Raw genomic sequence first — 21,133 nt, 5'->3', positions numbered from 1 at the left:
GGGCGCACGTCGGGTCGCGGACTGCGAGCGAGAGAACTCCGCGCGCTCGCGGTCAGCGGCGTGCGACGACGAGCGCGGCGACGAGGACGAGCGTGCCGAGGAAGAACGCGAGCCCGGGTTCGACGACGTCGAGGAGGAGGTTCGCGAGCGTGCCGTCGGGGGCGACGCCGTCGACGGCGCTCGCGGGTTCCGCGGCGCGGCCGCTGAGTCGCGTGCCGCGCGCGAGCCGTTCCACGCCGAACTGGACGAGGAGGCTGGCGGCGGCGAGGAGGCCGACGCCGCCGACGATCCGCGTCATGGAGCGTTCGACGGCGGGCGCGAACTCCTCGTTCCCGACGAGCACGATCGGGTCGCTCGCGGGGCCGTAGACCGCCATCTCGTTGCCTTTCTCCGAGTAGCGGGTGTCGACGCGTTCGACGAGGTCGGCGTCCTGTAGCTCCGAGAGGTGGTAGTGAACGGTCTGGACGCTCTCGTCGAGGTCGTCGGCGAGCGCGCTCGCGGTCCCCGGTTCGTCGAAGAGCGCGCGGAAGACGCGACGGCGGGTGTCGGCGGCGAGCGCGTCGAGGACGACGTCGGATTCGCCGTCGACGACGTCGAGGACGAGCGGGCGCTCGTCGCTGTCGGCGACCTCCCCCTGGACGCGTTCGATGAGGCTCCCCATGGCTATCTCGACGTTCTGGCGGCGCGAAGTTAACCGTGGTCGTAGCTCAAAGCCGCGCTTGAGTGGTTCGAGCGCCAGCGTAAGCGAAGAGTACCAGGGCGTTCGCGAGAACGGGGAGTGCTGCGGGATCGGTCGATTTCGACGACGAGCGACCGTGCGCGTCGGGTCCGCGGTCCGCTCGGCTCCGGAGCGCGGGGCTGGTGGTTCCGGATTCGGCGGTGGCGTTCCGTGCGTCGGCGAGCGCGGCGGCGACGGCGCGTTCGGGTCGGAGGAGGCCGCCGCCGGTGCGGGCGTCGACGCCCTCGACGCCGACGTCGCGCGCGGTCCCCTCGAGGGAGGATTCGACGGCCGCTGGCGTGGCGTTCGGGCGGACGGCGCGGACGAGCGCGGCGACGCCACCGGCGCGCGCGGCGGCGACCGACGACCCGCGGAAGCCGTCGTCGGCGCGAGCGTCCGCGACGACGTCGACGCCGGGGCGGCCCGCGAGCGTCGGGCCGCTGGAGCTGTACGCCGCGAGTCGCCCCTGGACGGGATTCCACGCGCCGACCGCGAGGACGCCGTCGGCGGTCGCCGGCGCGACGAGGCTCCCGCGGACGGTGGCGTGCTGGAGCGCGTTCGTCGCGCTCGTCACGCGAACGGTCGTCCCGGTGGGTCGGTCGGGACCGCGGACGACGAGGAAGTGCGTACCGGGTTCGACGCGGACGTTCAGGCGCGCGTTCGGCTCCCCGTCCGCGTCGTAGGGGACTGACCGCGCGACGAGTCGCGGTCCGGTCTCGGTGACGCGGTAGAGTTCGAGCGCGTACGACTCACTGGGGCCGGCGTTCGTCCAGGAGAGCCACGCGCGGACGACGCGGTCCTCGCCGCGGAGGTAGTTCCGGACGCCGTCCTCGACGACGAGCGCGCCGTTCCGGACGCGGTCGTACGTCGCGCGGTACGTGCCGCGGGCAGTGTTTCCGGCGGCGGCGACGACGACGACGCCGCGGGCGACCGCTCGCGACGTGACGTTCTCGACGACGGACTCGCCCGTCCCCGGTTTGCCGTGGAACGCCGCGGGGACGACGACGACGTCGACGTCCCGTCGGACCGCCCACGCCATCGCGCGCCCGTACCCGCTCTCGCCGTCGAACCCGGCGAGGTAGAGGCTCGCGTTCGGTGCGACCGCCGCGACCTGGCGCGCCGAGCGCGTGCCGTGGACGTCGCCCGCGTTCGGGCCGACGGTCGTCCCGGAGCCGAACGCGCGAGCGGCGACGACGGCGTCTGCGTACGCGGCCGCGTCGGTGTCGAACCCGGTCGGGTCGAGGACGGCGACGTCGACGCCGTCGCCGGTGACGCCGTCCGCGTGCACCGCGACGACGTCCTCGTCCGGCTGATTCGTGGCGGGTTCGGCGGCGGCCTGCTCGCCGCCCGGGAGTGCGACGGCGACGAGACTCGCGACGAGCGCGAGCACGACGACGGAGACGACGAGAACGGTTCGTGCCGAGACGCTCGACATCGTCGGGGGGTCGACCGCTTCCGGCATACGTCTTCGGGTGCGGGGCGTCGCCCACGTCCGGCATACGTCTTCGGGTGCGGACCGTCAATATTCGGGTGCAGGCCGCCCATATTCGGGTGCAGGCCGCTCATATTCGGGTACGGGCCGCCCATATCGGGGGAACGCATAAGCCACCGGTGGGCGAAGCGACGCGTATGTACCACGTTCTCATTCCGGTCGACCAGAGCGAGGAGCGAGCGACGGCGCAGGCAGAGGCGGTCGCGGACCTGCCAGCGGCGGACAGCGAAGTGTCGGTGACGGTCCTGCACATCTTCCAGGAGAACCCGTCGGGGGCGTCCGTGAACCAGGTCGGGTCGGTGCGGCGCGCGACCGAGGTCCTGGAGGAAGCGGGCGTGGAGTACAACCTCGACGAGGAGTCCGGAACGCCGTCGGACGAGATCGTCGAGCGGGCGAACGAGCTGGACGTCGACTGTATCTGTGTCGCGGGTCGGAAGCGCTCGCCGACCGGGAAGGCGTTGTTCGGGAGCGTCTCCCAGGACGTCATCCTGGACAGCGACCGGCCGGTCCTGTTCGCGCACATGGACGACAGGTAGCTCCATCGGGAGCGGCCGTCGCCGAGCGTGGCGGTCGGCGAGCCGACAGACCTTTTGTGTTCCGTGTGAGGAACTGTGCAAGTAACGATGCTGGAGGGTCTCGAATGAGGCGACGGAAGCTCATGGCCGCGGTCGGGTCCACGGCGACCGTCGCCGCGACCGCGGGCTGTCTGACCGGCGGGAACGACGACGAGGACACGACCGCGGCCGGCGACGACAGCGGTGCAGCGACGAACGCGTCGAACGCCGACGGGTCGACGACCGCAAGCGACGGTGACGGTGCGGGAGCGGACGAGGAGGGCGATGGTGCGACGACGAGCGAGGACGCGTCGAGCGGTGACGGGAGCGATGGGAGCGCGAACGTGGACTTCGAGGCGACCGTGGAGCGCGTCGAGACGTGCTCTGCGACGTGCCGGACGCTCACGTACGCCCTGGAGAACCGCGGAACTGACGTAGCGCCGGACGTCGTCGTCCGCATCCGCGTGTTCACTGGCGGGAAGAAGGTCTGGGACGAGGAGCAGGCGGTCGGGAGTATCGAGGCGGGCAGCACGTTGTCGGGTATCGGTCGCGACATCGACGTCGGACTCCTCGGTGGACAGAAGATCAAGAGCAACGACGGCGAGGTCGTCATCAAGCTCACGCCACGGGCGGCCGGCGTCTCGGAGACGTTCACGTTCGAACGCACGCTCGACGTCTGAGTGCCGCCGACGGGGGACAGGGCACGGTCGACCGACCGGGGCCGCCGCAGGCACGGTCGACCGACTGGGGCCGTCGCAGGCACGGTCGCCCGACGGGGGGCGCGCGAGCACGGTCGGCCGATCACGTCGACGAACGTGTTCGGGGGAACGACGACGGACGCGGCTCGACGACGCTAGCGTGCATGACTGGAACCGAGATCGACGTTCGTGAGGTACCACCGCAGGAGCGACATCCGATGATCCACGAGGCGTTCGAGAACGTGGCGAGCGGCGAGTCGGTGACGGTGGTGAACGACCACGACCCGAAGCCGTTGTTCTACGAGTTCGACGCCGAGGTGGAGTCGTTCGACGCGGACGGCTACGAGGTGGAGCGCGTCGGCGCGAACGAGTTCCGGGCGACGTTCCCGAAGGAGTGACGGCTGGAGACGGACGCGTGGTCGACGAGGTCGACGGGGTGGACGGCGTGGACGAGGCCCAGGAGCGCGTCGACGCGTACGGCGACGCGGTCGTGGCCACGGTCGTGGCGGACGCGGAGCGGGAACTGGCCGCGTGTCGGGGGATGGACGGTGAGGGACCGGCCCTCGACCCGGTGGAGCGCGCGGTCCTGGAGCGGTTGGCGTCGCGGATCGCCGAACGGACGCTCCCGGACGTCAGTGCGACGGCCGACGCGGGCGTTCCGGACGCGATGGTCGCTGCGACCGTCGCGGCGTTGTTCCCCGAGCGATAGCGCGGTTCCCGGGCACCGTCACCTCGTTTTCTGCTGCGGTCAGTTCGGCGCTTCGAGGTCGCGGTCCGCGGGTGGTTTGCGGACGTGGAGGACGATGGGGTGGTCGGTGTCGACGCGCATCTCGACCTCCATCGGCGTCTCGTCGGTCGGTTCGAACCCCAGCGATTCGTAGACGTGGATGGCGGTGGGGTTGTCCCGGGAGACGTCGAGCGCGACGCCGTCGCAGCCGTCGCTGGCGGCGTGCGCGAGGACGTGCTTCGTGAGTTCGGTGCCGAGGCCGCGGCCGTGATGGTCGGGGTCGACGTAGACGAGCATCTCGGGGACGGCGGCGTCCCGCGGGGCGTACGCGGCGTGCCCGACGACGTCGCCGTCGAGCGTGGCGACGACGTTCCGGCCGCGCGCCGCGAGGCTGTCGAGCCACTCGCGGATGCGTACCTCGTGGACTGGTGGGATGCCCATCGAGCGGTGTTCGGCGGGGTAGTCGCGGTACATCGCGACGAGGTCGTCGAGGAGACCGGCGGCGGCGTCGTCAGCTGCGAGCTGGACGAGGTACGGACGGCCGTCGCTGTCGCGGAACCGCGGACATCGTGGTGGGCAGGCGCTGGTGCCCTCGCAATCACCGTGCCACCACGCGCTGCACGCGTTCGAAGCCATGACTGCACGGGAATACGACGTTCAGGTCCCTGAAAGGGTCGTGTGATTCTCTCGCAGTGAGAACGAGTGGCAGTGGTAGCCCGAACTCGTTCGGTCCCGCTCCGGCGAGTCGTGCTCGCGTGACGACGTCGGTTACGCGCAGACGCTGGACCCGTTCTGGAAGTCGCCGTCGTCGACGGCGACCGTGACGGACTGGTCGGGTTTGCTGCAGCGCGTCGCGTCGACGTGGACGACGCGTTCACTGTCCGCGAGTTCGACGACGTAGACGATGGTCGGTTCGCTGTCGTACCCGTCGAGTTCGACGGTCGCGTTCCCGCCGGCGGGGACGAGCGCGCTCCCGTTCGCACCGTAGGGGCTAGCAACTGTGACGTTCCGGTAGTCCGCGTCGTTCTGCCAGAAGACGGCCTCGAAGCGGACGCGTTCGCGTCGGTCATCGGTGGTGGCCAGGAAGTCGACCGAGGAGGGCTGGTCGACGTCCTGAACGGCGTAGGCGGTGACGCGATACGTCCGGTTCTGGTCGTGGTTCTCGACGGTGACCGTCGGTGGACCGCCGAGCGGGGGGAGGGCGAGCGAGACGACGATGGCGGCGAGCACGAGCGTCGCGACGACGTGGCGCGGGCTCGGACGTTCCATGGCCGTTCCGCCTCCGCCGATTGGTAAATGTTTTCTGATACGTTCGAGGGTGGGTGGTCGTCGTCTGTCGACTCTGGTGAGTCGATGAGCGCGTGGAGCGACGGCGTTACCGGCGTGGTGCTCGATGGGCGCGTGGAGCGACGGCGTTACCGGCGTGGTGCTCGATGGGCGCGTGGAGCGACGGCGTTACGGGTGTGGTGGTCGAAGCGCGGACAGATGGCGGACTCGAACGAGGGGGACGCGTCCGGCGACGACGACACCGCCGAGCGTCGCGGCTCCCGACCAGTAGCAGGCGTGGTGCTCGCGGGTGGCCGGTCGACGCGGTTCGAGGGCGGCGACAAGGCGCTCGCGACCGTCGACGGGGAGCCGATGCTGGCGCGCGTCGTCGACGCCCTCGACGCCGCGTGCGCGTCGGTCGTCGTGAACTGCCGCGGGGACCAGCGCGACGCGTTCGCGGCCGCCCTCGACGATAACGGCGTCGACGTCGACGTCCGGTTCGCGCTCGACGAGCGCCCGGACGAGGGCCCCGTGGCGGGACTGGCGAGCGCGCTCGCTTGCGTGGACGCGCCGGTGGTCGTCGTGGCGGCGTGCGACCTCCCGTGGCTCGACCCGGCGCTCGTCCGGTGGCTCGCTGGAGCGCTCGACGGGCACGAATCCGGCCACGCCGAATCCGCGGCCGAGGACGCGGTCGACGCGGTCGTCCCGGTCGTCGACGGCTACCCGAAACCGACGTGCGCGGCGTACAGGACCGACGCGCTCGCCGCTGCGGTCGACGCGACGCTCGCCGCCGGGTCGCGCCGGTTCCGCGACGTCCTCGACGCGCTCGCGGCCCACGAGGTCGACGTTCGCGACCACGGGTTCTCGACGCGGTCGCTCTCGGACGTCGACTCGCGAGCGGACCTGGAGCGCTGACCGCGTCAGTCCTCGGCGTCCTCGGTCTCGCGCTCGCGGACGGCGTCGGCGCCGCATTCGGGGCAGGTCTCGTGGTCGGCGTGCAGTCGAGTCCCGCAGGCGCGACACGCGAACTCGGCGGTCTCCTCGGCCGTCGACTCGACGGTTCGTTTGAACTGCTCGACGCTCCGCCCGAGTTCACTGAAGAGTCCCATCTCCATCGTCAGTCGAGCGCCAGTCGGAAAAGCCCCCGCCGTCTCCCCGCGTCGTCAGTCGTCGAGCCAGATGGCGAGCTGGACCTCGTCCACGAGCTCGTCGTCGATGCGGTAGTGGCCGTCCCGCGTCGATTCGGTCGTCCAGCCGTTCGCCTCGAGGAAGGCGACGGCGGCGTCGTTCGTCGCGGGAAGGTTCTGGTAGACCTTCTCGACGCCCGCGGAGCGCGCCCAGTCGAGGCCGCGTTCCATGAGCGTCGACCCGAGGCCGCCGCCGCGGTACGCGTCGAGGACGCCGACGGTGAGCTCGGCGGTGTGAGACATGTTCGGCGCCTGGACGACCTCGACGTGCAGCCAGCCGACGGCGTCGTCGTCGACGGTGGCGACGAAGAACACGCGGTCCTCGCTCTCGTTGTGCCGGAGGAGGACCTCGTCGCGCGTCACGTCGGCGGCGAGTCGTCGCGCGACGACGTACGCTTCGTCGCTCGCGATGGTCTCGATGACGCCGAGGATGCCCGCGATGTCCTCCTGTTGGGCGGGGCGGACGGTCGCTTCGACGTCGTCGAGTTCGACGGTGGTGGCGTCGGCGTCGATCGGGATGGCGACGCGGAGCTTCCCGTCGCGCACCTCGAGGTGTCCGTCGCGTTCGAGGATGCTGACGTGGTGGTCGAACTCCTCGCTCGACATCGGCACGGACGGTTTGAGTTCGGCGCCGGAGCGCGCTGGCTTCGAGTTGCTGCTGGGCTGCACGAGCAGCGCCTGCCGGGCGTCCTCGGGGTCGACCGCGCCGTTGCGTTCGACGTACTCGTAGATCTGGCGTCGCCTGTCGTGGTCGAACTCGTGCGAGCGAGCCATGGTCGAACCCACCGCGTCCGCCCTGTTAGTTCTTGGCAGGCTACCGGGTTACCGCCAGGGGTCGGCGCCGAGGAGGTGGAGGGCGACGACGACCGCGAGCGAGACGGCGAGCAGGAGGGCGGCGAGCGGGAGTGCGGCGTCGAGACCGCTGCCGACGAACGCGCGCCAGATCTGGACGGGGACGGTGCGCGGGTAGTACGCGACGAGCATGGTGGCGCCGAACTCGCCCATCGAGCGGGCGAACGTGAGCGTGACGCCGGCGAGAACGCCCGGCCAGGCGAGCGGGAGGACGACGCGGCGGAACGTCGCGAGTTCGTCGTGCCCGAGGCTGCGCGCGGCGTCCTCGAGGGCGGGGTCGACGCGGTCGAACGCGGCGGTGGCGGTGACGACGACGAACGGGGAGGCGACGAACGTCTGTGCGGCGACGATGCCGAGGTACGAGCGCGTGAACTGGACGCCGAACGCGGTGGTAGTGGGGGCGAGCCCGTTCGGGCCGAAGACGCTGACGAGGAGGATGCCGGCGACGACGGGCGGGAGGACGAGCGGGAGGACGACGATGCCAGTGACGGCGGTGGCGAGGCGGCCGCCGGTCCGGGAGAGCCAGTACGCGAGCGGGACGCCGAAGACGGTGGCTATCGTGGTGGCGGCGGTCGCAGTGGCGAGCGAGTTCCCGACGGCGCGCAGCGTCGCGGGGTCGCCGAGGCGCGCGAGCAGTTCGCCGGGTGGCGTTGCGATGGCGAGTGCGAGCACGGGGATTGCGTAGAGCGCGAGGAGCGCGACGCCGAGGCCGGCGGCGACGAGCGGCCAGTCGACGCCGGGACGCCGCCGCGGCGTCGCCAGCGCCGACTCGTCTGCGGTCATCGGCCGGCGAGCGCGTCGGGCGCGTCCCGCGTGAACCGCGGGAACGCGCTCGGGACCTCGAACCCGTGCGCGTCGAGGTAGTCGCCTGCGACGAGCGTCTCGAAGACGCCGCGTGCGACGTCGTCGTCGGGGGAGCGAAGCGTCGCGCCGTACTCGACGACGCTCCCGCGGACGACGCCGCCGTCGGGGAGGTCGTACGACGCCTCGGCGTAGGCGTCGGCCCGGTCGGGGTCGGAGAGGTCCACGGCGGCGGGGAGGTCGACGGCGTCGTAGCCGCGGTCGGCGGCCATGCTCTCGTAGACGACGGCGGCGTCGATGGCGCCGGTCTCGAACCCGGAGAGGAGCGCGGTCTCGGGGTAGACCTGGTCGCGCGAGAGGACGGCGTCGCGGAGGCCGGGGCGGTCGTGGCGGGCGGCCAGGAGGTCGAGGAGGAAGACGGTCCGGTACCCGAGCGGGTCGAGGTCGGGGTCGGTGCGACCGAGTGCGGCGTCGTCGTCGAGGACGGGGTCGTACCAGTGGGCGTCCTCGCGGTCGCTGGCGTCCGCGACGGCGCGCCCGCCGGAGGTGTCGGCGGTGGCGACGGCGAGCGCGTTCGACGCGAACGAGGCGTGCCAGTGGTCGTCGAGGAGCCGGTCGAAGAGCGCGACGTCGGCGAGCGCGAGCACGTCCGGGTCGCGCGTGCCGTCGGCGACGAGGCGCGCGGCGGCCGCGGACCCGCGGGCTTCGACGGCGACGGGTGCGTCGACGGCGTCGCGGAGCCCCTGATCGAGTGCGCGCTGGAGGCTCCCGGCGGCGAGCACGCGCACCGGGTCGCTCCGCGTCGAGAGGGCGCTGCAGCCGGCGAGCGCGACGCTACCTACAGTCGCGGCGGTCGCACCTGCGGCTGCGAGGAACGAGCGACGTGACCGGCGCATAGCGAGCGTTGTGTCGAAAAGGACATAACGGTTTCGCCGCAAGCGTTCGGCATGGACGCCGGCTTCGAAGCGCACCTGCGGGTCGGGGACGCGACCGTCGACGAACGCGACGTCGCGCTGCTCTCGGCGGTCGACCGCGAGGGGTCGCTGTCCGCGGCGGCGGACGCCCTCGGACGGTCGTACTCGCGAGCGCACAAGCGACTCGGCGCGCTGGAGGACGAACTCGGCGCGCTCGTCGAGCGCGAGCGCGGTGGCGCGAGCGGCGGCGGGAGTCGACTCACGGACGACGCTCGCGCGCTCCTCGCGCGGTTCGCCAGGGTCCGCGCCGCGTTCGCGGACACCGCCGGGACCGAGGTGGCGGTCCTCACCGGCGAGGTCCGCGAGCGCGACGGCGAACTCGCGACGGTCGCGACCGACGTCGGCGACGTCCGCGCGCTCCTGTTCGAGGACGCCGACGACGTCCAGGTGGCGGTGCGCGCGGACGCGGTCACGCTCCACGACCCCGACGACGCACCGGCCGCGGACGCCTCTAGCGCCCGCAACCGGTTCGCGGGTACCGTCGCGGGCGTCGACCGCCGAGAGTCCGTCGCGCTCGTCGACGTCGCGATAGGTGATGGCGACGTGACGCTCCCCGTGCTCGTGACGGTCGACTCGCTGGAGCGCCTGACGCTCGAACCCGGTCGTGAGGTGGTGGCGACGTTCAAAGCGACGGCGACGCGCGCGACGCCGCACTGACCGGCGAGCGGACGGTCAGTTCGCGTCGAGCGCGTCGAGCGCCGTACCGACGGCGACCGGCGTCGCCTCCGCGATGGCCCCCTGGACGACGTACTGCTCGTACGCGTCGTCGACGTCGTGCGAGTAGAGTTCGCCGGATTGCTGGGCGAGTCGTTCGTCCGCGAACCGGACGCTGCTGGCGGCGTACCGGAGGGCGGCGCGCGCGAGGACGGGGGCGTCGCTCCGACGGGGCGCGGCGCGGAGCGCCTCGTGGGCGGTCGCGTACGCGTCGCGAACCGCGTCCGCGCCGGTCACCTCGTAGCGCGTCCCGGAGGCGACGCGCTCGCGGACCGCCCGATAGGCACGGACTGCAGCGAGTTGCCTGATCGCGTCGAGCACTCCGGACGCCGGGCCGTGGCGCGACCTGGCTGGGTCACCGGCGGTCGCTTCGAAGTGGAGTTCGTAGAGGAGGCGTTCGGTCCTCGTGTCATCGATGTCGGCGCCGGTGACGGTCATCGCGGCGTCCTCGCTCGGGAGGTCGGCGACCGCCGACTCGATTTCCTCGCGGAGTCGCTGGCGTGCGTCCACGATGGTCGGTCGGAGCGACGCGGCGTCGTCGGGCTGGCGGTCGCGGAACCGGTCCGCAATCATCCTCGCGTCCGCGAGCGACGCGGTCGCGCGCTCGACGTGCTCGCCGAACTCGGCGACGCGGAGGACGCGAACGTCGCCGTGAGAGACGTCCTCGGAGACGGACCCGGCCTCGTCGAGCAGTCGCTCGCGGCTGGCGTGGACGACGACCGCGGGCGCGGGGTCGGTGCCGACGTATTCCATCGCGTGCTGCGCGTCGGCGGCGCGTTCCGCGACGTCGGTCGCCTCGTCCTCGAGCGCGGCGACGGTGAGGCCGTCCTCGATGGCGTCCCAGCCCACGGACGCGTACCGGGCGTGAGCGCGCGCCGCGCGGAGCGACTCGAGGGTCTCGCGGGGCGTGGGCGCTCTGAGCGCCTCGTCGAGGCGGTTTCGGGCCTCCGTGACCGCGTCCGCGAGGTGCTCGCGGACGTGCCCGTTCGGGACGCGTCGTGCACCCAGGGGAGTTGGGACGTCCTCCAGCGCGTCGTTCGCTCGAATCTGTGCGTCCCGGCGGTGCGAGCGCGGAACCGACGTCGGGTACGTCGCACCGACCGCGACGACCGGGTGGTCGTCGACGTCCGGGAGCTCGGAAGCGTGGAAGGTCACTCGGTCGGAGCCGTCGTTCGAGAGCGTCGAACACCCGGCGAGCGCCGCGACCGCGCCCGTGGCGGTCGTCGCACCGAGCGCCGAGAGGAACCCACGGCGAGAGTCGTCGCCGTCGCTCCCAGTCACGCCGAATCCCCCTCCGTCGTCGTCCCGTCGTCGTGCCCGGGTGGCTCGCCGCCCGCGACCGGTTCGTGGTCGCCGGGACAGCCGCCGGTGCCGGTGCTCGACCCCATGCTTGTCACGTCATCGTGACTGAGCGCGTCCGGGAGGCGGAGGAATCGCGCTTCGGTCACCTTGGCGTCCGCCTCGCAGGGGACGTCGTACGCGAGACCGACGCGCGAGTACTCGAGGTCGATGTCGGTACTCGTCCACGACGCCCCGCAGAGTTCGAGCCGGTAACACGAGGGGACCTCGCGCTGGTCGACGTAGACGGTCTCGGCGTCGAAGTCCGTGTCGGCGACGAACTCGCGGACCGCGTCGACACCATCGATGTCCGCGTATTCCAGGTCGTCCGCGCGGGACTGCGAATCCACGACGTGCGGGCCCGGATACCGTCGGGCCTCGCGCCGGGACTGGTCGCCGCGGGACCGCCAGACCGCCGCGAGGTCTGTGTCGACGCGGAGGTACGCGTACGGCGGGGGGTCGCCGCCACCGCCGTCGGCGGGATTCGCGGGGGATTCGTCGTGCGATTCGGACGAGCCGGTGCCGCTACAGCCCGCGAGCGCGACGCTCGCGGTCGCGGCCGTCGCTGCGGAGAGGAGGGCGCGTCTGGAGGGCGACATCGTCCGTATCGTAGCCGCTCCCCGACCCATAAGTTTCGTGACTCGTCCCAGCGTCTGCAACACGAGGGATGCCCGCACGTCGCCGGCGGGGTCCCCGGAACCCGGAGCGAACGTGTTCGGGTGGATTCCCGCTTCGACAGGGGTGGACGCGACGTTTATCCGCGTCGGCCCGCAACTCGAACGTAGATGCTTTCGGACGCGTTCGGCCGCGAGGTCTCGGGCGTACGAGTGTCCTTGACCGACCGGTGTAACTTCGACTGCGTCTACTGCCACAACGAGGGCCTCGGCGACACGCGCGGCCCGCAGGAGCCCCAGGACGACGAGATGACCGCGGACGAGGTCGTGCGGTTCCTCGACGTCGCCGCCGAGTACGACGTGGGGAAGGTGAAGTTCACGGGCGGGGAGCCGATGCTCCGCGAGGACCTGGAGGAGATCGTCCGCCGCACGCCGGATTCGATGGAGATCTCGGTGACGACGAACGGGACGTTCCTCCCTGGGCGCGCCGAGGCGCTCGCGGACGCTGGCGTGGTGCGCGTGAACGTCAGTCAGGACGCGGTCGACCCGGAGGCGTTCGCGGAGATAACGCAATCCGGAGCGTACGACCGCGTCGTCGAAGGGGTCGATGCGGCGCTCGACGCTGGCCTCGCGCCCGTGAAGTTGAACATGGTCGTGTTCGAGGGGACTGCTGGATACGTCCCAGAGATGGTCGACCGCGTCGCCGAACGCGACGGCCTCCAGCTCCAGCTCATCGAGTACATGCCGGAGATCGCGGGGAACCCCGAGTGGGCGATAGACATCGAGCGCGTCCACGGGTGGCTCGCCGAGCAAGCCGACCGCGTCGAGCACCGCGAGATGCACGACCGACGGCGGTACTTCGTCGACGGCGGGATGGTCGAGATCGTCGACCCCGTCGGGAACGAGACCTTCTGTGCGAACTGTCACCGGGTTCGGGTCACGCACGACGGCAAACTGAAGGGCTGCCTGAACCGCGGCGACGACCACCGGTCGATGGGCGAGATGACCCGAGACGAGATCCGCGAGACGTTCGAGGAGACGGTCGCGAACCGCGTCCCGTACTACGGCGAGTACCTCGTCGAGGACGACGACGGCGAGTGGGTCGTCAACGAGAAGTACCTTCCTGCGCCGACGGCGGGCGACGACTGACCGCGCTCCTGGCACGGGATGGTTCGATGCCTCGGTTTGGTTCGACGTGTCGACCCGCGAGCGGTCGCTGTCAGGTGTCGAGCGTGATGCCGAACGTCGATTCGAGGACGACGTCCCAGTCGGTGGGTGGGACGGGGCGTTCCCTGGTTCGTTTCTCGATGCGGGTTCGGTCGTCGCGGCCGACGGCGTCGGGGCCGGGGCTGGTGCCGTCGTCGGCGTCGTGGAACGTGACGAGCGTGTGCGTGTCCGCGTCGAGCTTCCGGTAGCCGTCCGGGGTGGCGATGGAGAGCGTCGGCCCGGCCGTGAAGGGGGAATCGGGCGAGGTCTGGAGGTAGTCGTTGGTGGCGTCGAAGTACGAGAGCGTGCGCGGCGTGGTGTCGAAGACGTATCTGGTCTGCCAGTCGCGCTCGTGTGGTTCGCGGTACTGGGTCTCGTAGTCGGCGTCGTCGCGGTCGCTCTCGACGACGCGCCACGTGACCCCGGCGTCGTCCGTGACCTCGGTGCCGTCGAGGGGCGTCGGTTGCCGCATCTGTGGGGTGCCCATGCCGACGTCGACGACGAACGGCCGGTGGAGGTGGACGACGTTCGCGTGATGGTTCGCTGGCGGGCGCGCGTCGCCGTCCCGGCCGACGACGCGTGCGGCGACGCGGTCGACGTCGTACCCGAGTTCGGCGAGGAGCGAGTGGAAGAGTCCGTTGAGTTCGAAGCAGTACCCGCCGCGCTCGCGCTCGACTATCTTCTCGAAGATGGCGTCGGTGTCGAGGACGACGCCGGTGGCGAGGGCGTCGACAGGATTCGCGTCGTCGCCCGATGTCGCGTCCGCGCGGTGGGGGTGTCCGACGATGGCGAGGTTCTCGAAGGGGACGTGCTGGACGTGCGCGGCCTGGAGGCGCGAGAGCGTCTCGTAGTCGGGCTCGGGGACGCTGTCGACGTCGACGCCGATGCGGTCGAGGTACGCGTCGACGTCGAGGCCGTCGAGCGAGTCGGACCCTGTCATTCGGTTTGGACGTTCGGTCGCGCGGTACTTGAGCGTGTGCCGAACCCGATTGCAGGGTACTTCCGTCACCGGGATCGCCAGACGGCGTCCGGGTTCGTGACGAAAAGGATTATGACGGTGTACCGAAACGTCGGGGTATGGCTACCATCGTCGGGATGCCGCTCCCGGAGCCGTACTCGAGCACCGTCCAGTCCGTTCGAGACGACCTCGTCGCCGAGTTCGACGTGGACCCGTACGCGAATCCCTTCCCGCACTTCTCGCTGTACGCGCTCGCCGACGACGTCGACGTCGACGCCGTCGAGCACGCGGTCGCCGAGGCGGCGAGCGCACACGACCCGTTCGACGTGCAGACGGACGGCGTCGGCGTGTTCCCCGGGAACCACGTGTGGTTGCCGGTGGCGCGCCGGCCGGAGCTGACGGCGCTCCACTGCGACGTCGTCGACGCCCTCGAGGAGTTCGAGACCGCGCCGGTCCCGTTCTACGAGCCGCGACGGTGGTTCCCGCACGTCGGATTCGCGCTCGGCCTCGACGACGAACGAGCCGCGAACGTCGTCGAGCACCTCCTCGACAGGGACTTCGAGTGGACCGTCGAGATGAACGAGATCACGGTGACGCGTCCGCCAGCGGACGGCGAACGCTACGAGGAGGTCGCCTCGATCGGCCTCTGAGCCGACCTGGATGCGGCAACTGGACGCGACCGGTCAGGGCCCTTCGTGCCGCCAGAACGCGTCGTCGACCGTGACCTCCTTCTTGAACAGTGGGACCTCGTCCTTGAGCCGGTCGATGCCGTCCTCGACGGCGCGGAACGCTTCGCGGCGGTGGCCGGCGAGGACGACGACGAACACGATGTCCTCGCCGGCGTCGACGACGCCCGTGCGGTGGTGGAGGCGGACGTCGAGGACGCCGTCGCGAGCTTCGATGTCCTCGCGGATGGCGGCGAGGCGCTGGTCGGCGACGCCGTCGTACTTCTCGAACTCGAGGTGCGTGGTCTCGACGTCGTCGGCGTCGTCCTTCGCGCGGACGCGACCGGTGAACGTGGCGATGGCACCGGCGCGGTCGGCGCGCGGCGAGGACTTGACGTCGGCGACGAGCGACCCGAGGGTGTGGTACGGTTCGAGCGCGTCGACGGCGTCGACGGCGGCGTCGACGTCCAGAGCGTCGGGCGACCGAGCGCGTTCGAGGACGGGGTCGGCGACGTCGCGGTCGCCGAGCGCGAACTTCGGGAGCCTGCTGTCGCTGTAGCCCTCGACGACGACGTAGTCGTGCCGCGGCGCGAGCCGGTCGAGGACGTCGGCGAGCGTCGCGTCCGCGCCGGTCGCGAACCAGTCGCCGTCGTCCACGAGACCGTACGTCTCGCTCGCGCCGGCGGCGCGATGCCGAGCGGTGTCCTTGCCGTCGGTGTCGACGTCCGGGGCGTGCGTCAGGTGCTTGACGGTGCCGACGCGCCCGCGGTCCGCGAGGCGCTCGGTGAGCGCTTCGACGACCGTCGTCTTCCCGGAGTCGGACGCGCCGACGACGCTCACGACCTGCATGGTCGAGGGTAGCGCCCGGGGGGTCGTAAGCCTGTGGTCGTCGGGATTGCAATGTGGGTCATGGCGTCGAGGTCAGTCGTCGAGGAGGTCGCCGAGGACCTTGCGTTGCGCGGCGGCGAGGTGTTCGGCGAACGTCGACGGCGAGATGTCGAGCGCGTCGGCGACGTCGCCGCCGCTCGCGCCCCGCGGGCGGTCGAAGTACCCGAGGTGGTACGCGGTCTCGAGGACCTCGGTCTGCCGGTCGGTGAGTCGCGAACGGTCGACGAACGCGAGGTCGTCGGCGTTCGCGCGCCCGGACTGCCAGAGGCGGCGGACGGTGACGCCGCCGTGCCGGTCCCGGAGTGCTTCGACGACGTCGCGGACTGCGTCGACGTCGGTCGCGTGGAACGTGACGTGCAACTGGCCGTCGTCGGCGTGCGCGTCGACGACGGGGATGCCGTGGGATTCGACGACCTGGCAGACGCAGGGGGTCTCGCGGTCGGCGTCGAACCGGTAGACGTCCCCGGTGTCGGTCTCGAAGAGCCGGCGGCAGTCGACTGCGGGCGCGTCCTCGCTGCGGGCGTCCTGGAGTTCGAACTCGCCGACGGTGCTGCCGTCGACCCCGCCGTCCTTCGAGCGGGAGACGCGGCACGCGCGCCCGCCGGTCTCCGCGGACGCGTCGGCGACGGGACAGCCCCGCGGGTCGGCCACGACGAGTTCGGTGCGGATGGCGCCGGGTTCGGTGTCACCGGCGGCGGTGGGAGCGCTGCTGGTCATGTTCGACGCTTGGCGGTCCAGGGTGAAGACCCGCGGTCTCGCTCTCAGCGGACGACGACGAAGGCGAACATGTTCGTCGCTGGTTCTGGCTCGATGGTCCTCCCCGCCTCGCTGGACGCAGCGGCGTCAGTCCCCGTCGGGGAGGACGCGTTCGAGGTCGCGGACGCCCGGTTTGTCGAGGCGGTCAGCGTTCGCGGCGACGGCGACGCGGTCGACGCCGAGTTCGACGAAGTCGAGGTCGAGTGCGACCGCGGTCTCCCGGAGGCCGAGGCCGACGTCGACGACGCCGTCGGCGACGCGGCGCGCGGGGCTCTCGTGGCCGCGGGTTTCGAGCGCGTACCCCGATATCCCGTCGACCAGGTCCTCGCGGGACGCGTCGCGGTCGGCGGCGAGCGCGTCGAGCGCGTCGTCCAGGCGTGCGCGCACCCCGGATTCGGCGTCGCGGTTCGCGAACGAGAGGTCGGCGTCGACGAGCGCGTCGAGGCCGTCGACGCCGTCGGGGTTCCCGGCGGGGACGACGAGCCCCCAGTCGCGACGCCACGACCCGAGGACGCTGGCGGTGTCGTCGCCGTCATCGGCGAGCGCATCGTCGGCGTCGGGGCCGGCGAGTGCGGCGGCGTCGGCGACGCCGTCCCGGCGCGACCGACGGCCGCTGGCGCTGCCGGCGGCGAGGTAGCGCGGTGACGCGACGTCGTCGAGGGCGCGCGAGAGCGAGGGGTCGTCCTCGCCGACGACGAGCACGCGCGGCGGCCGCACGGACGGCGAGAACAGTTCGACGGTGACGGGGTCGCCGGCGTCGACGTAGTTCGTGTCGGGGTCGACGGGGACGACGCCGTCCGCGGCGGTGAGCGTCGTCGTCGCACCGCTGCCCTTGTCCACCGGATAGGCGAGCGTCGCGCCGTCGCCGTCCTCGACGAGCCCGACCGGAATCAGTCGGAGGCGGCCCTCCTCGCTGCGTTCGCGCGTCGCCATCGTCGCGTCGACGGTCGCGGTCCGCGTCGGCGGTCGCGCCGCGGCCGCCCGGATTCGGGGTGCGACGAACGTCCGGAAGATCGAGAGCGCGCTCACGGGGTAGCCGGGGAGCCCGACGTACGCGGTACCGTCGATGGTCCCCACCAGGGTCGGCTTCCCGGGTTTGACCGCGACGCCGTGAAGCAAGCGTTCGCCGCGCTCTTCGACGACGCGGTAGACGACGTCCATCGCGCTCGCCGAGGTCGACCCCGACGTGAGGACGAGGTCGCACTCGCTGGCGGCGGTCTCGATGGTCGCAGCCATCTCCGCCTCGTCGTCGCCGACGTGCTCGTAGACGACGGGGTCGCCGCCCGCGTCGCGGACGCCGGCGGCGATGGCGTGCGTGTTCACGTCGTGTATGTCGCCGGCGCCGTGATCGAGGTCGTCGCCGGGCGGCACGAGTTCGTCGCCCGTGGACACCACCGCGACCCGCGGTCGGCCTCGCACCGGGACCGCGTCGACGCCGAGCGCCGAGAGCAACCCGATCTCGCGGGGCGTGACGAGCGTCCCCGGGCCGAGCGCGCGCTGGCCGGCGGCGATGTCCGCGCCCGCGGCCATGACGTGCGTGCCGGGGGCGACCGCGGTCCGAATCTCGACCACGCGGTCGCGCTCTCCACTGCCGGCAGCGTCGCCGCCGTCGGCGTCGGTCTCGCGCTCGCTGGTGTCCTCGACCATCACCACCGCGTCCGCAGTAGTGGGGACGACCGCGCCGGTCGATATCTCCACGCAGTCGCCGGGTTCGAGGGCGACGTCCGGGCGGTCGCCGGCGTGGACCTCGCCGATTACGTCGAGTTCGACCGGGTCGGTCTCGCTGGCGCCGAACGTGTCGGCGGCGCGCACCGCGTATCCGTCCATGGCGGCGCGGTCGAACCCGGGGACGTCGATGCCGGCGTCGACGCGCTCGGCGAGCACGCGGCCGCGAGCGTCGTCGAGCGCGACCGTCTCCGCGCCGGGGTCGAGGTCGAGACCGGCGAGGGTCTCCCGGAGGACGTCGGGCGTGGCGAGGTCGCGGAACTCCTTGTGGTCGCTCATGGCCGATACTCCCAGTCTTCGACGGCGACGGTCGCACCCGCGTCGAGTCCTTCGACGGACTCGGGTATCGTCAGCCAGCCGTCGGCGTCGGTGACGCTCGACAACACGCTCGCGCCCGAGGCCCGAACCGGAGCGGCGACGGGGGCGTCGTCGGGCGATTCCGCGCCCGAGTCGAGGTCAGGGTCCTGGAGTGCGACGCGGACGAACTGGCGGACGCCGGGTTCGCTCGCGACCTTCCGGTCGAGCGTCGCGGTCGTCGTCGGCTGCGGTACGCTGGGGAGGTGGCCGGCGCGCTTGAGCGCGGGCCGGAGGAGCGAGACGGCGGTCACGATACACGACACGGGGTAGCCGGGGAGCATCAGGATTGGGGTGTCGTCGACCACGCCGAACCCCGCCGGATGCCCGGGCTTGATCGCGAGGCCGTGGTGGACGACCACGCCCGCATCCGCGACGACGTCGGCGATACGGTCGCGGTCGCCGACCGACGAGCCGCCCGTGGTGACGACGAGGTCGCTCTCGGCGACGCCGCGCTCGACGGCCGCGCGGAGGCGCGCGTCGTCGTCCGGAACGACGTCGCGGTAGTTCGCCGTCCCGCCCCAGGCGTCGACGTACCGCGAGACGGTGAGCGCGTTCGTCTCGACGACCTCGCCGGGTTCGGGCGCGCGGCCGGCGGTCACGTCCGCGGGGACGAGCTCGTCGCCCGTCGGAATCACGTCGACGACGGGGGACTCGTAGACCTCGACCGTGGCGCGGCCGACCGACCTGAGCAGCCCGAGGTCCGACGGGCGGAGCCGGTGGCCGTCCGCGAACAGGTCGGCGTCGCCGGGGACGTCCTCGCCGACCGGCGAGACGTTCTCGCCCGCGGTGACGCTCCCGCGTATCTCGACCTCGTCCTCGAACCGCTCGGTGCGTTCGACCATCACGACCGCGTCCGCGCCCTCGGGGAGTTCGCTCCCGGTGTGGACCGGGACGGCGGTCCGCGCGTCGACCGTCGCCTCGACCGAGCCGTCGCCGTCGGTTGCGTCGCCGTCCTCGGGGCCGCTGACGTGGAGGACGTTCGGCGAGCGGTCGCTCGCGCCGAACGTCGACTCGGCGACGACCGCGTAGCCGTCCATCGCCGCGCGGTCGTAGTGCGGGACCGGGCGGGCGGGCGTCACGGGGGCCGCGAGGACGCGGCCGTCGGCGTCCGTTACGGGGACGGACTCGGTGCGGTCGAGCGGTGCGACCGCGTCGAGGAGCGACTCGCGCGCCGCGTCGAGTCGCGTGCGGTCGCGGAAGCCGCGCCCGTCCGTCATACTGACTCCCTCGGGTTCGTCGCGGTCATCGACACTCCCTCTCGCGCTCGGCAATCATGCGTGCCCGTTGTCCCGCGACGCTCATGGATGCTTCGTGCGAGCGAGCCACGTCTCGGGGTTCTTGCGCATCACCTCGAACGCATCGAGTGCGTTCGCGTCGACGAGCGAGAGCAGGTAGTCTCGGACCGGCGTCGGGTCGCGGTCGCTCACGAGGAAGAACGCCTCGCCCGCGTCGAGCGAGGTGAAGCGCTCGCGGACCGCGTCCTTGCGGTCCTCGGGGGCGAGGCCGCGGACGTCGACGGCGTGCTCGGGGAAGTCCTCGCCCCAGACGTCGTCGTACGCCGAATCGACGGCGTCGGCGAGCGCGAGCGCGTCCTCGGGGAGCGCGTCGCGGTCCGGTTCCGGGTTCGACTGCATCTCCGGCGTGAATGGCAGTTCGGCGAGCACGGGCACATCGAGGGCGTCGAGCGGGTCGTCGCCGCCGAAGAGGTCGTGGGCGTGCCCGCACTCGTCGCAGACGAACTCGCCCATGTTCGAGACGACGCCGAGCGCGGGCACGTCGTTCTCCTCGAAGAGTTCGAGGGCGCGCGCGGTGTCGGAGACCGCGGCGTGGAACGGCGTGGTGACGAGGACGACGCCGTCGATGGGGACGTCCTGGAGCGTCGTCAGCACCACGTCGCCGGTGCCGGGCGGCAGGTCGACGACGACGGTGTCGGGGTCGCCCCACGCGGTCTCCTCGAACAGGTCGCTGAGCGCGTCGTGCGCCATCGCACCGCGCCACGCGAGCGGGCCGCCCTCCGAGAGCAGGCCGACGCTCATCGCTTCCAGGCCGTCGACGTCCACCGGAACCGGGTTGCCGTCGTCGTCGGAGTACACGGGCCCGGTCGCTGCCAGTATCTCGGGGACGTTCGGCCCGTAGATGTCCGCGTCGAACAGCCCCACGGATTCGCCGGTGGCGGCGAGCGCGCACGCGAGCGACGTCGCAACGGTCGTCTTCCCGACGCCGCCCTTCGCGCTCGCCACCGCGATGACGCGGTCCGCCGACCGCATTCCGACGTCGCGGTCCGCGACGTCCGGCGAGGGGTCTATCTGCTCGACGCGCGCCCCCCGGATGCCGTCGACGTCGCGTGCGGCCTGCACCATCGCCTGCGTCGCGCGCTGGGCGGCGTCCGGCGGGAACTCGCGGAGGTCCGCCTCGACGGTGACGCGCCCGTCGGCGACCCGGAGGTTCTCGACGATGCCCGCGTCGAGCACCGACTGGTCGGTCTCCGGGTCGCGGACGCGTTCGAGCGCGTCCTCGACGTCGTGGGTCGACGCATCGCTCGCGCCGGCACCGTCGGCGTCGTGCGTCGAGGCGGTGGTCTCGGTACTGTCGCCGCCCGATGGCGGGTCGTGGTCGTCGACTGGCGTGTCTCGCTCGTGCATG

Annotated in this window: 24 protein-coding genes; 8 read left to right on the top strand and 16 right to left on the bottom strand. The window is 71.9% G+C overall.

The window, feature by feature from the left end:
- Positions 1-52: 52 nt before the first annotated feature.
- Both VYJ16_RS16660 and VYJ16_RS16655 read right to left on the bottom strand, forming a co-directional pair.
- On the bottom strand, positions 53-661 hold the full coding sequence (locus VYJ16_RS16660; protein ID WP_336351444.1) for an ArsR/SmtB family transcription factor: 609 nt from the start codon (positions 659-661) through the stop codon (positions 53-55).
- 46 nt (positions 662-707) lie between these two features.
- Positions 708-2,153 (bottom strand): S8 family serine peptidase, encoded by a 1,446-nt coding sequence (locus tag VYJ16_RS16655; RefSeq protein ID WP_336351443.1) that lies wholly within the window; start codon positions 2,151-2,153, stop codon positions 708-710.
- Positions 2,154-2,347: 194 nt separating this feature from the next.
- Between VYJ16_RS16655 and VYJ16_RS16650 the strand changes: the two genes are divergently transcribed.
- The 4 genes from VYJ16_RS16650 to VYJ16_RS16635 all read left to right on the top strand — a co-directional run bounded on the left by VYJ16_RS16650 (position 2,348) and on the right by VYJ16_RS16635 (position 4,171).
- Complete coding sequence (locus VYJ16_RS16650) at positions 2,348-2,746, top strand: universal stress protein (protein ID WP_336351442.1); 399 nt, start codon at positions 2,348-2,350, stop codon at positions 2,744-2,746.
- Positions 2,747-2,850: 104 nt separating this feature from the next.
- Entirely contained in the window at positions 2,851-3,444 is a 594-nt protein-coding gene (locus tag VYJ16_RS16645; RefSeq protein ID WP_336351441.1) for a hypothetical protein, read from the top strand.
- A 182-nt stretch (positions 3,445-3,626) separates the two neighbouring features.
- Complete coding sequence (locus tag VYJ16_RS16640; protein ID WP_336351440.1) at positions 3,627-3,860, top strand: DUF2249 domain-containing protein; 234 nt, start codon at positions 3,627-3,629, stop codon at positions 3,858-3,860.
- Between the two features lie 17 nt (positions 3,861-3,877).
- A complete protein-coding gene (locus tag VYJ16_RS16635; protein ID WP_336351439.1) occupies positions 3,878-4,171 on the top strand; it encodes a hypothetical protein in 294 nt (97 codons plus the stop codon).
- Positions 4,172-4,210: 39 nt separating this feature from the next.
- On the opposite strand, the gene VYJ16_RS16630 is transcribed toward VYJ16_RS16635, so the two are convergent.
- Together VYJ16_RS16630 and VYJ16_RS16625 are read right to left on the bottom strand one after the other, a co-directional pair.
- Positions 4,211-4,825: a GNAT family N-acetyltransferase gene (locus tag VYJ16_RS16630; protein WP_336351438.1), complete on the bottom strand. Its 615-nt coding sequence runs from the start codon at positions 4,823-4,825 to the stop codon at positions 4,211-4,213.
- A gap of 132 nt (positions 4,826-4,957) precedes the next feature.
- Entirely contained in the window at positions 4,958-5,458 is a 501-nt protein-coding gene (locus VYJ16_RS16625) for a hypothetical protein (RefSeq protein WP_336351437.1), read from the bottom strand.
- Positions 5,459-5,674: 216 nt separating this feature from the next.
- Here VYJ16_RS16625 and mobA point away from each other — a divergent pair, with 216 nt between their 5' ends.
- Positions 5,675-6,370, top strand: a complete 696-nt coding sequence (mobA, locus tag VYJ16_RS16620; RefSeq protein ID WP_336351436.1) for a molybdenum cofactor guanylyltransferase — start codon at positions 5,675-5,677, stop codon at positions 6,368-6,370.
- 5 nt (positions 6,371-6,375) lie between these two features.
- Here mobA and VYJ16_RS16615 read toward each other — a convergent pair whose 3' ends face one another.
- Genes VYJ16_RS16615 through VYJ16_RS16600 form a run of 4 tightly spaced genes read right to left on the bottom strand, consistent with a single transcriptional unit; the run spans position 6,376 to position 9,191 of the window.
- A complete protein-coding gene (locus tag VYJ16_RS16615) occupies positions 6,376-6,564 on the bottom strand; it encodes a hypothetical protein (RefSeq protein WP_336351435.1) in 189 nt (62 codons plus the stop codon).
- A gap of 54 nt (positions 6,565-6,618) precedes the next feature.
- Positions 6,619-7,416, bottom strand: a complete 798-nt coding sequence (locus tag VYJ16_RS16610; protein WP_336351434.1) for a GNAT family N-acetyltransferase — start codon at positions 7,414-7,416, stop codon at positions 6,619-6,621.
- A 48-nt stretch (positions 7,417-7,464) separates the two neighbouring features.
- The gene (locus tag VYJ16_RS16605; RefSeq protein WP_336351433.1) at positions 7,465-8,277 is read right to left on the bottom strand and encodes an ABC transporter permease; all 813 of its coding nucleotides are present in this window, start codon (positions 8,275-8,277) and stop codon (positions 7,465-7,467) included.
- Positions 8,274-9,191, bottom strand: a complete 918-nt coding sequence (locus VYJ16_RS16600) for an extracellular solute-binding protein (protein ID WP_336351432.1) — start codon at positions 9,189-9,191, stop codon at positions 8,274-8,276. The genes VYJ16_RS16605 and VYJ16_RS16600 overlap by 4 nt, the downstream gene beginning before the upstream one ends.
- 51 nt (positions 9,192-9,242) lie before the next feature.
- On the opposite strand from VYJ16_RS16600, the gene VYJ16_RS16595 reads away from it, so the two are divergent.
- Entirely contained in the window at positions 9,243-9,926 is a 684-nt protein-coding gene (locus VYJ16_RS16595; protein ID WP_336351431.1) for a TOBE domain-containing protein, read from the top strand.
- Between the two features lie 15 nt (positions 9,927-9,941).
- On the opposite strand, the gene VYJ16_RS16590 is transcribed toward VYJ16_RS16595, so the two are convergent.
- Complete coding sequence (locus VYJ16_RS16590) at positions 9,942-11,264, bottom strand: hypothetical protein (RefSeq protein ID WP_336351430.1); 1,323 nt, start codon at positions 11,262-11,264, stop codon at positions 9,942-9,944.
- Positions 11,261-11,920 (bottom strand): hypothetical protein, encoded by a 660-nt coding sequence (locus VYJ16_RS16585; RefSeq protein WP_336351429.1) that lies wholly within the window; start codon positions 11,918-11,920, stop codon positions 11,261-11,263. Before VYJ16_RS16585 ends, VYJ16_RS16590 begins: the two co-directional genes overlap by 4 nt.
- Before the next feature lie 186 nt (positions 11,921-12,106).
- Here VYJ16_RS16585 and moaA point away from each other — a divergent pair, with 186 nt between their 5' ends.
- The gene (gene moaA, locus VYJ16_RS16580; RefSeq protein WP_336351428.1) at positions 12,107-13,084 is read left to right on the top strand and encodes a GTP 3',8-cyclase MoaA; all 978 of its coding nucleotides are present in this window, start codon (positions 12,107-12,109) and stop codon (positions 13,082-13,084) included.
- 70 nt (positions 13,085-13,154) lie between these two features.
- On the opposite strand, the gene VYJ16_RS16575 is transcribed toward moaA, so the two are convergent.
- The gene (locus VYJ16_RS16575; RefSeq protein ID WP_336351427.1) at positions 13,155-14,081 is read right to left on the bottom strand and encodes an arylamine N-acetyltransferase family protein; all 927 of its coding nucleotides are present in this window, start codon (positions 14,079-14,081) and stop codon (positions 13,155-13,157) included.
- A 137-nt stretch (positions 14,082-14,218) separates the two neighbouring features.
- On the opposite strand from VYJ16_RS16575, the gene VYJ16_RS16570 reads away from it, so the two are divergent.
- Positions 14,219-14,749 carry a 2'-5' RNA ligase family protein gene (locus VYJ16_RS16570; protein WP_336351426.1) on the top strand — a complete coding sequence of 177 codons (531 nt, stop codon included), beginning with the start codon at positions 14,219-14,221 and terminating at the stop codon, positions 14,747-14,749.
- 33 nt (positions 14,750-14,782) lie between these two features.
- Here the strand turns inward: VYJ16_RS16570 and VYJ16_RS16565 are convergent, their stop codons facing one another.
- The 5 genes from VYJ16_RS16565 to VYJ16_RS16545 form a co-directional block, all read right to left on the bottom strand.
- Positions 14,783-15,613, bottom strand: coding sequence for a molybdopterin synthase (locus tag VYJ16_RS16565; RefSeq protein WP_336351425.1), 831 nt, complete (start codon positions 15,611-15,613; stop codon positions 14,783-14,785).
- 72 nt (positions 15,614-15,685) lie between these two features.
- Positions 15,686-16,369 carry a helix-turn-helix domain-containing protein gene (locus VYJ16_RS16560; RefSeq protein ID WP_336351424.1) on the bottom strand — a complete coding sequence of 228 codons (684 nt, stop codon included), beginning with the start codon at positions 16,367-16,369 and terminating at the stop codon, positions 15,686-15,688.
- A gap of 126 nt (positions 16,370-16,495) precedes the next feature.
- Positions 16,496-18,412 carry a molybdopterin biosynthesis protein gene (locus VYJ16_RS16555; protein WP_336351423.1) on the bottom strand — a complete coding sequence of 639 codons (1,917 nt, stop codon included), beginning with the start codon at positions 18,410-18,412 and terminating at the stop codon, positions 16,496-16,498.
- Positions 18,409-19,707, bottom strand: coding sequence for a molybdopterin molybdotransferase MoeA (locus VYJ16_RS16550; RefSeq protein ID WP_336351422.1), 1,299 nt, complete (start codon positions 19,705-19,707; stop codon positions 18,409-18,411). Before VYJ16_RS16550 ends, VYJ16_RS16555 begins: the two co-directional genes overlap by 4 nt.
- Positions 19,708-19,788: 81 nt before the next feature.
- Positions 19,789-21,132 carry a P-loop NTPase gene (locus VYJ16_RS16545; protein ID WP_336351421.1) on the bottom strand — a complete coding sequence of 448 codons (1,344 nt, stop codon included), beginning with the start codon at positions 21,130-21,132 and terminating at the stop codon, positions 19,789-19,791.
- Position 21,133 lies beyond the last annotated feature (1 nt).

Origin of the sequence: Halorubellus litoreus (genome assembly GCF_037081675.1) — an archaeon.
GTDB classification, from domain to species: Archaea; Halobacteriota; Halobacteria; order Halobacteriales; family Natrialbaceae; genus Halorubellus; species Halorubellus litoreus.
This window is presented reverse-complemented; position numbering and strand designations above follow the sequence as displayed.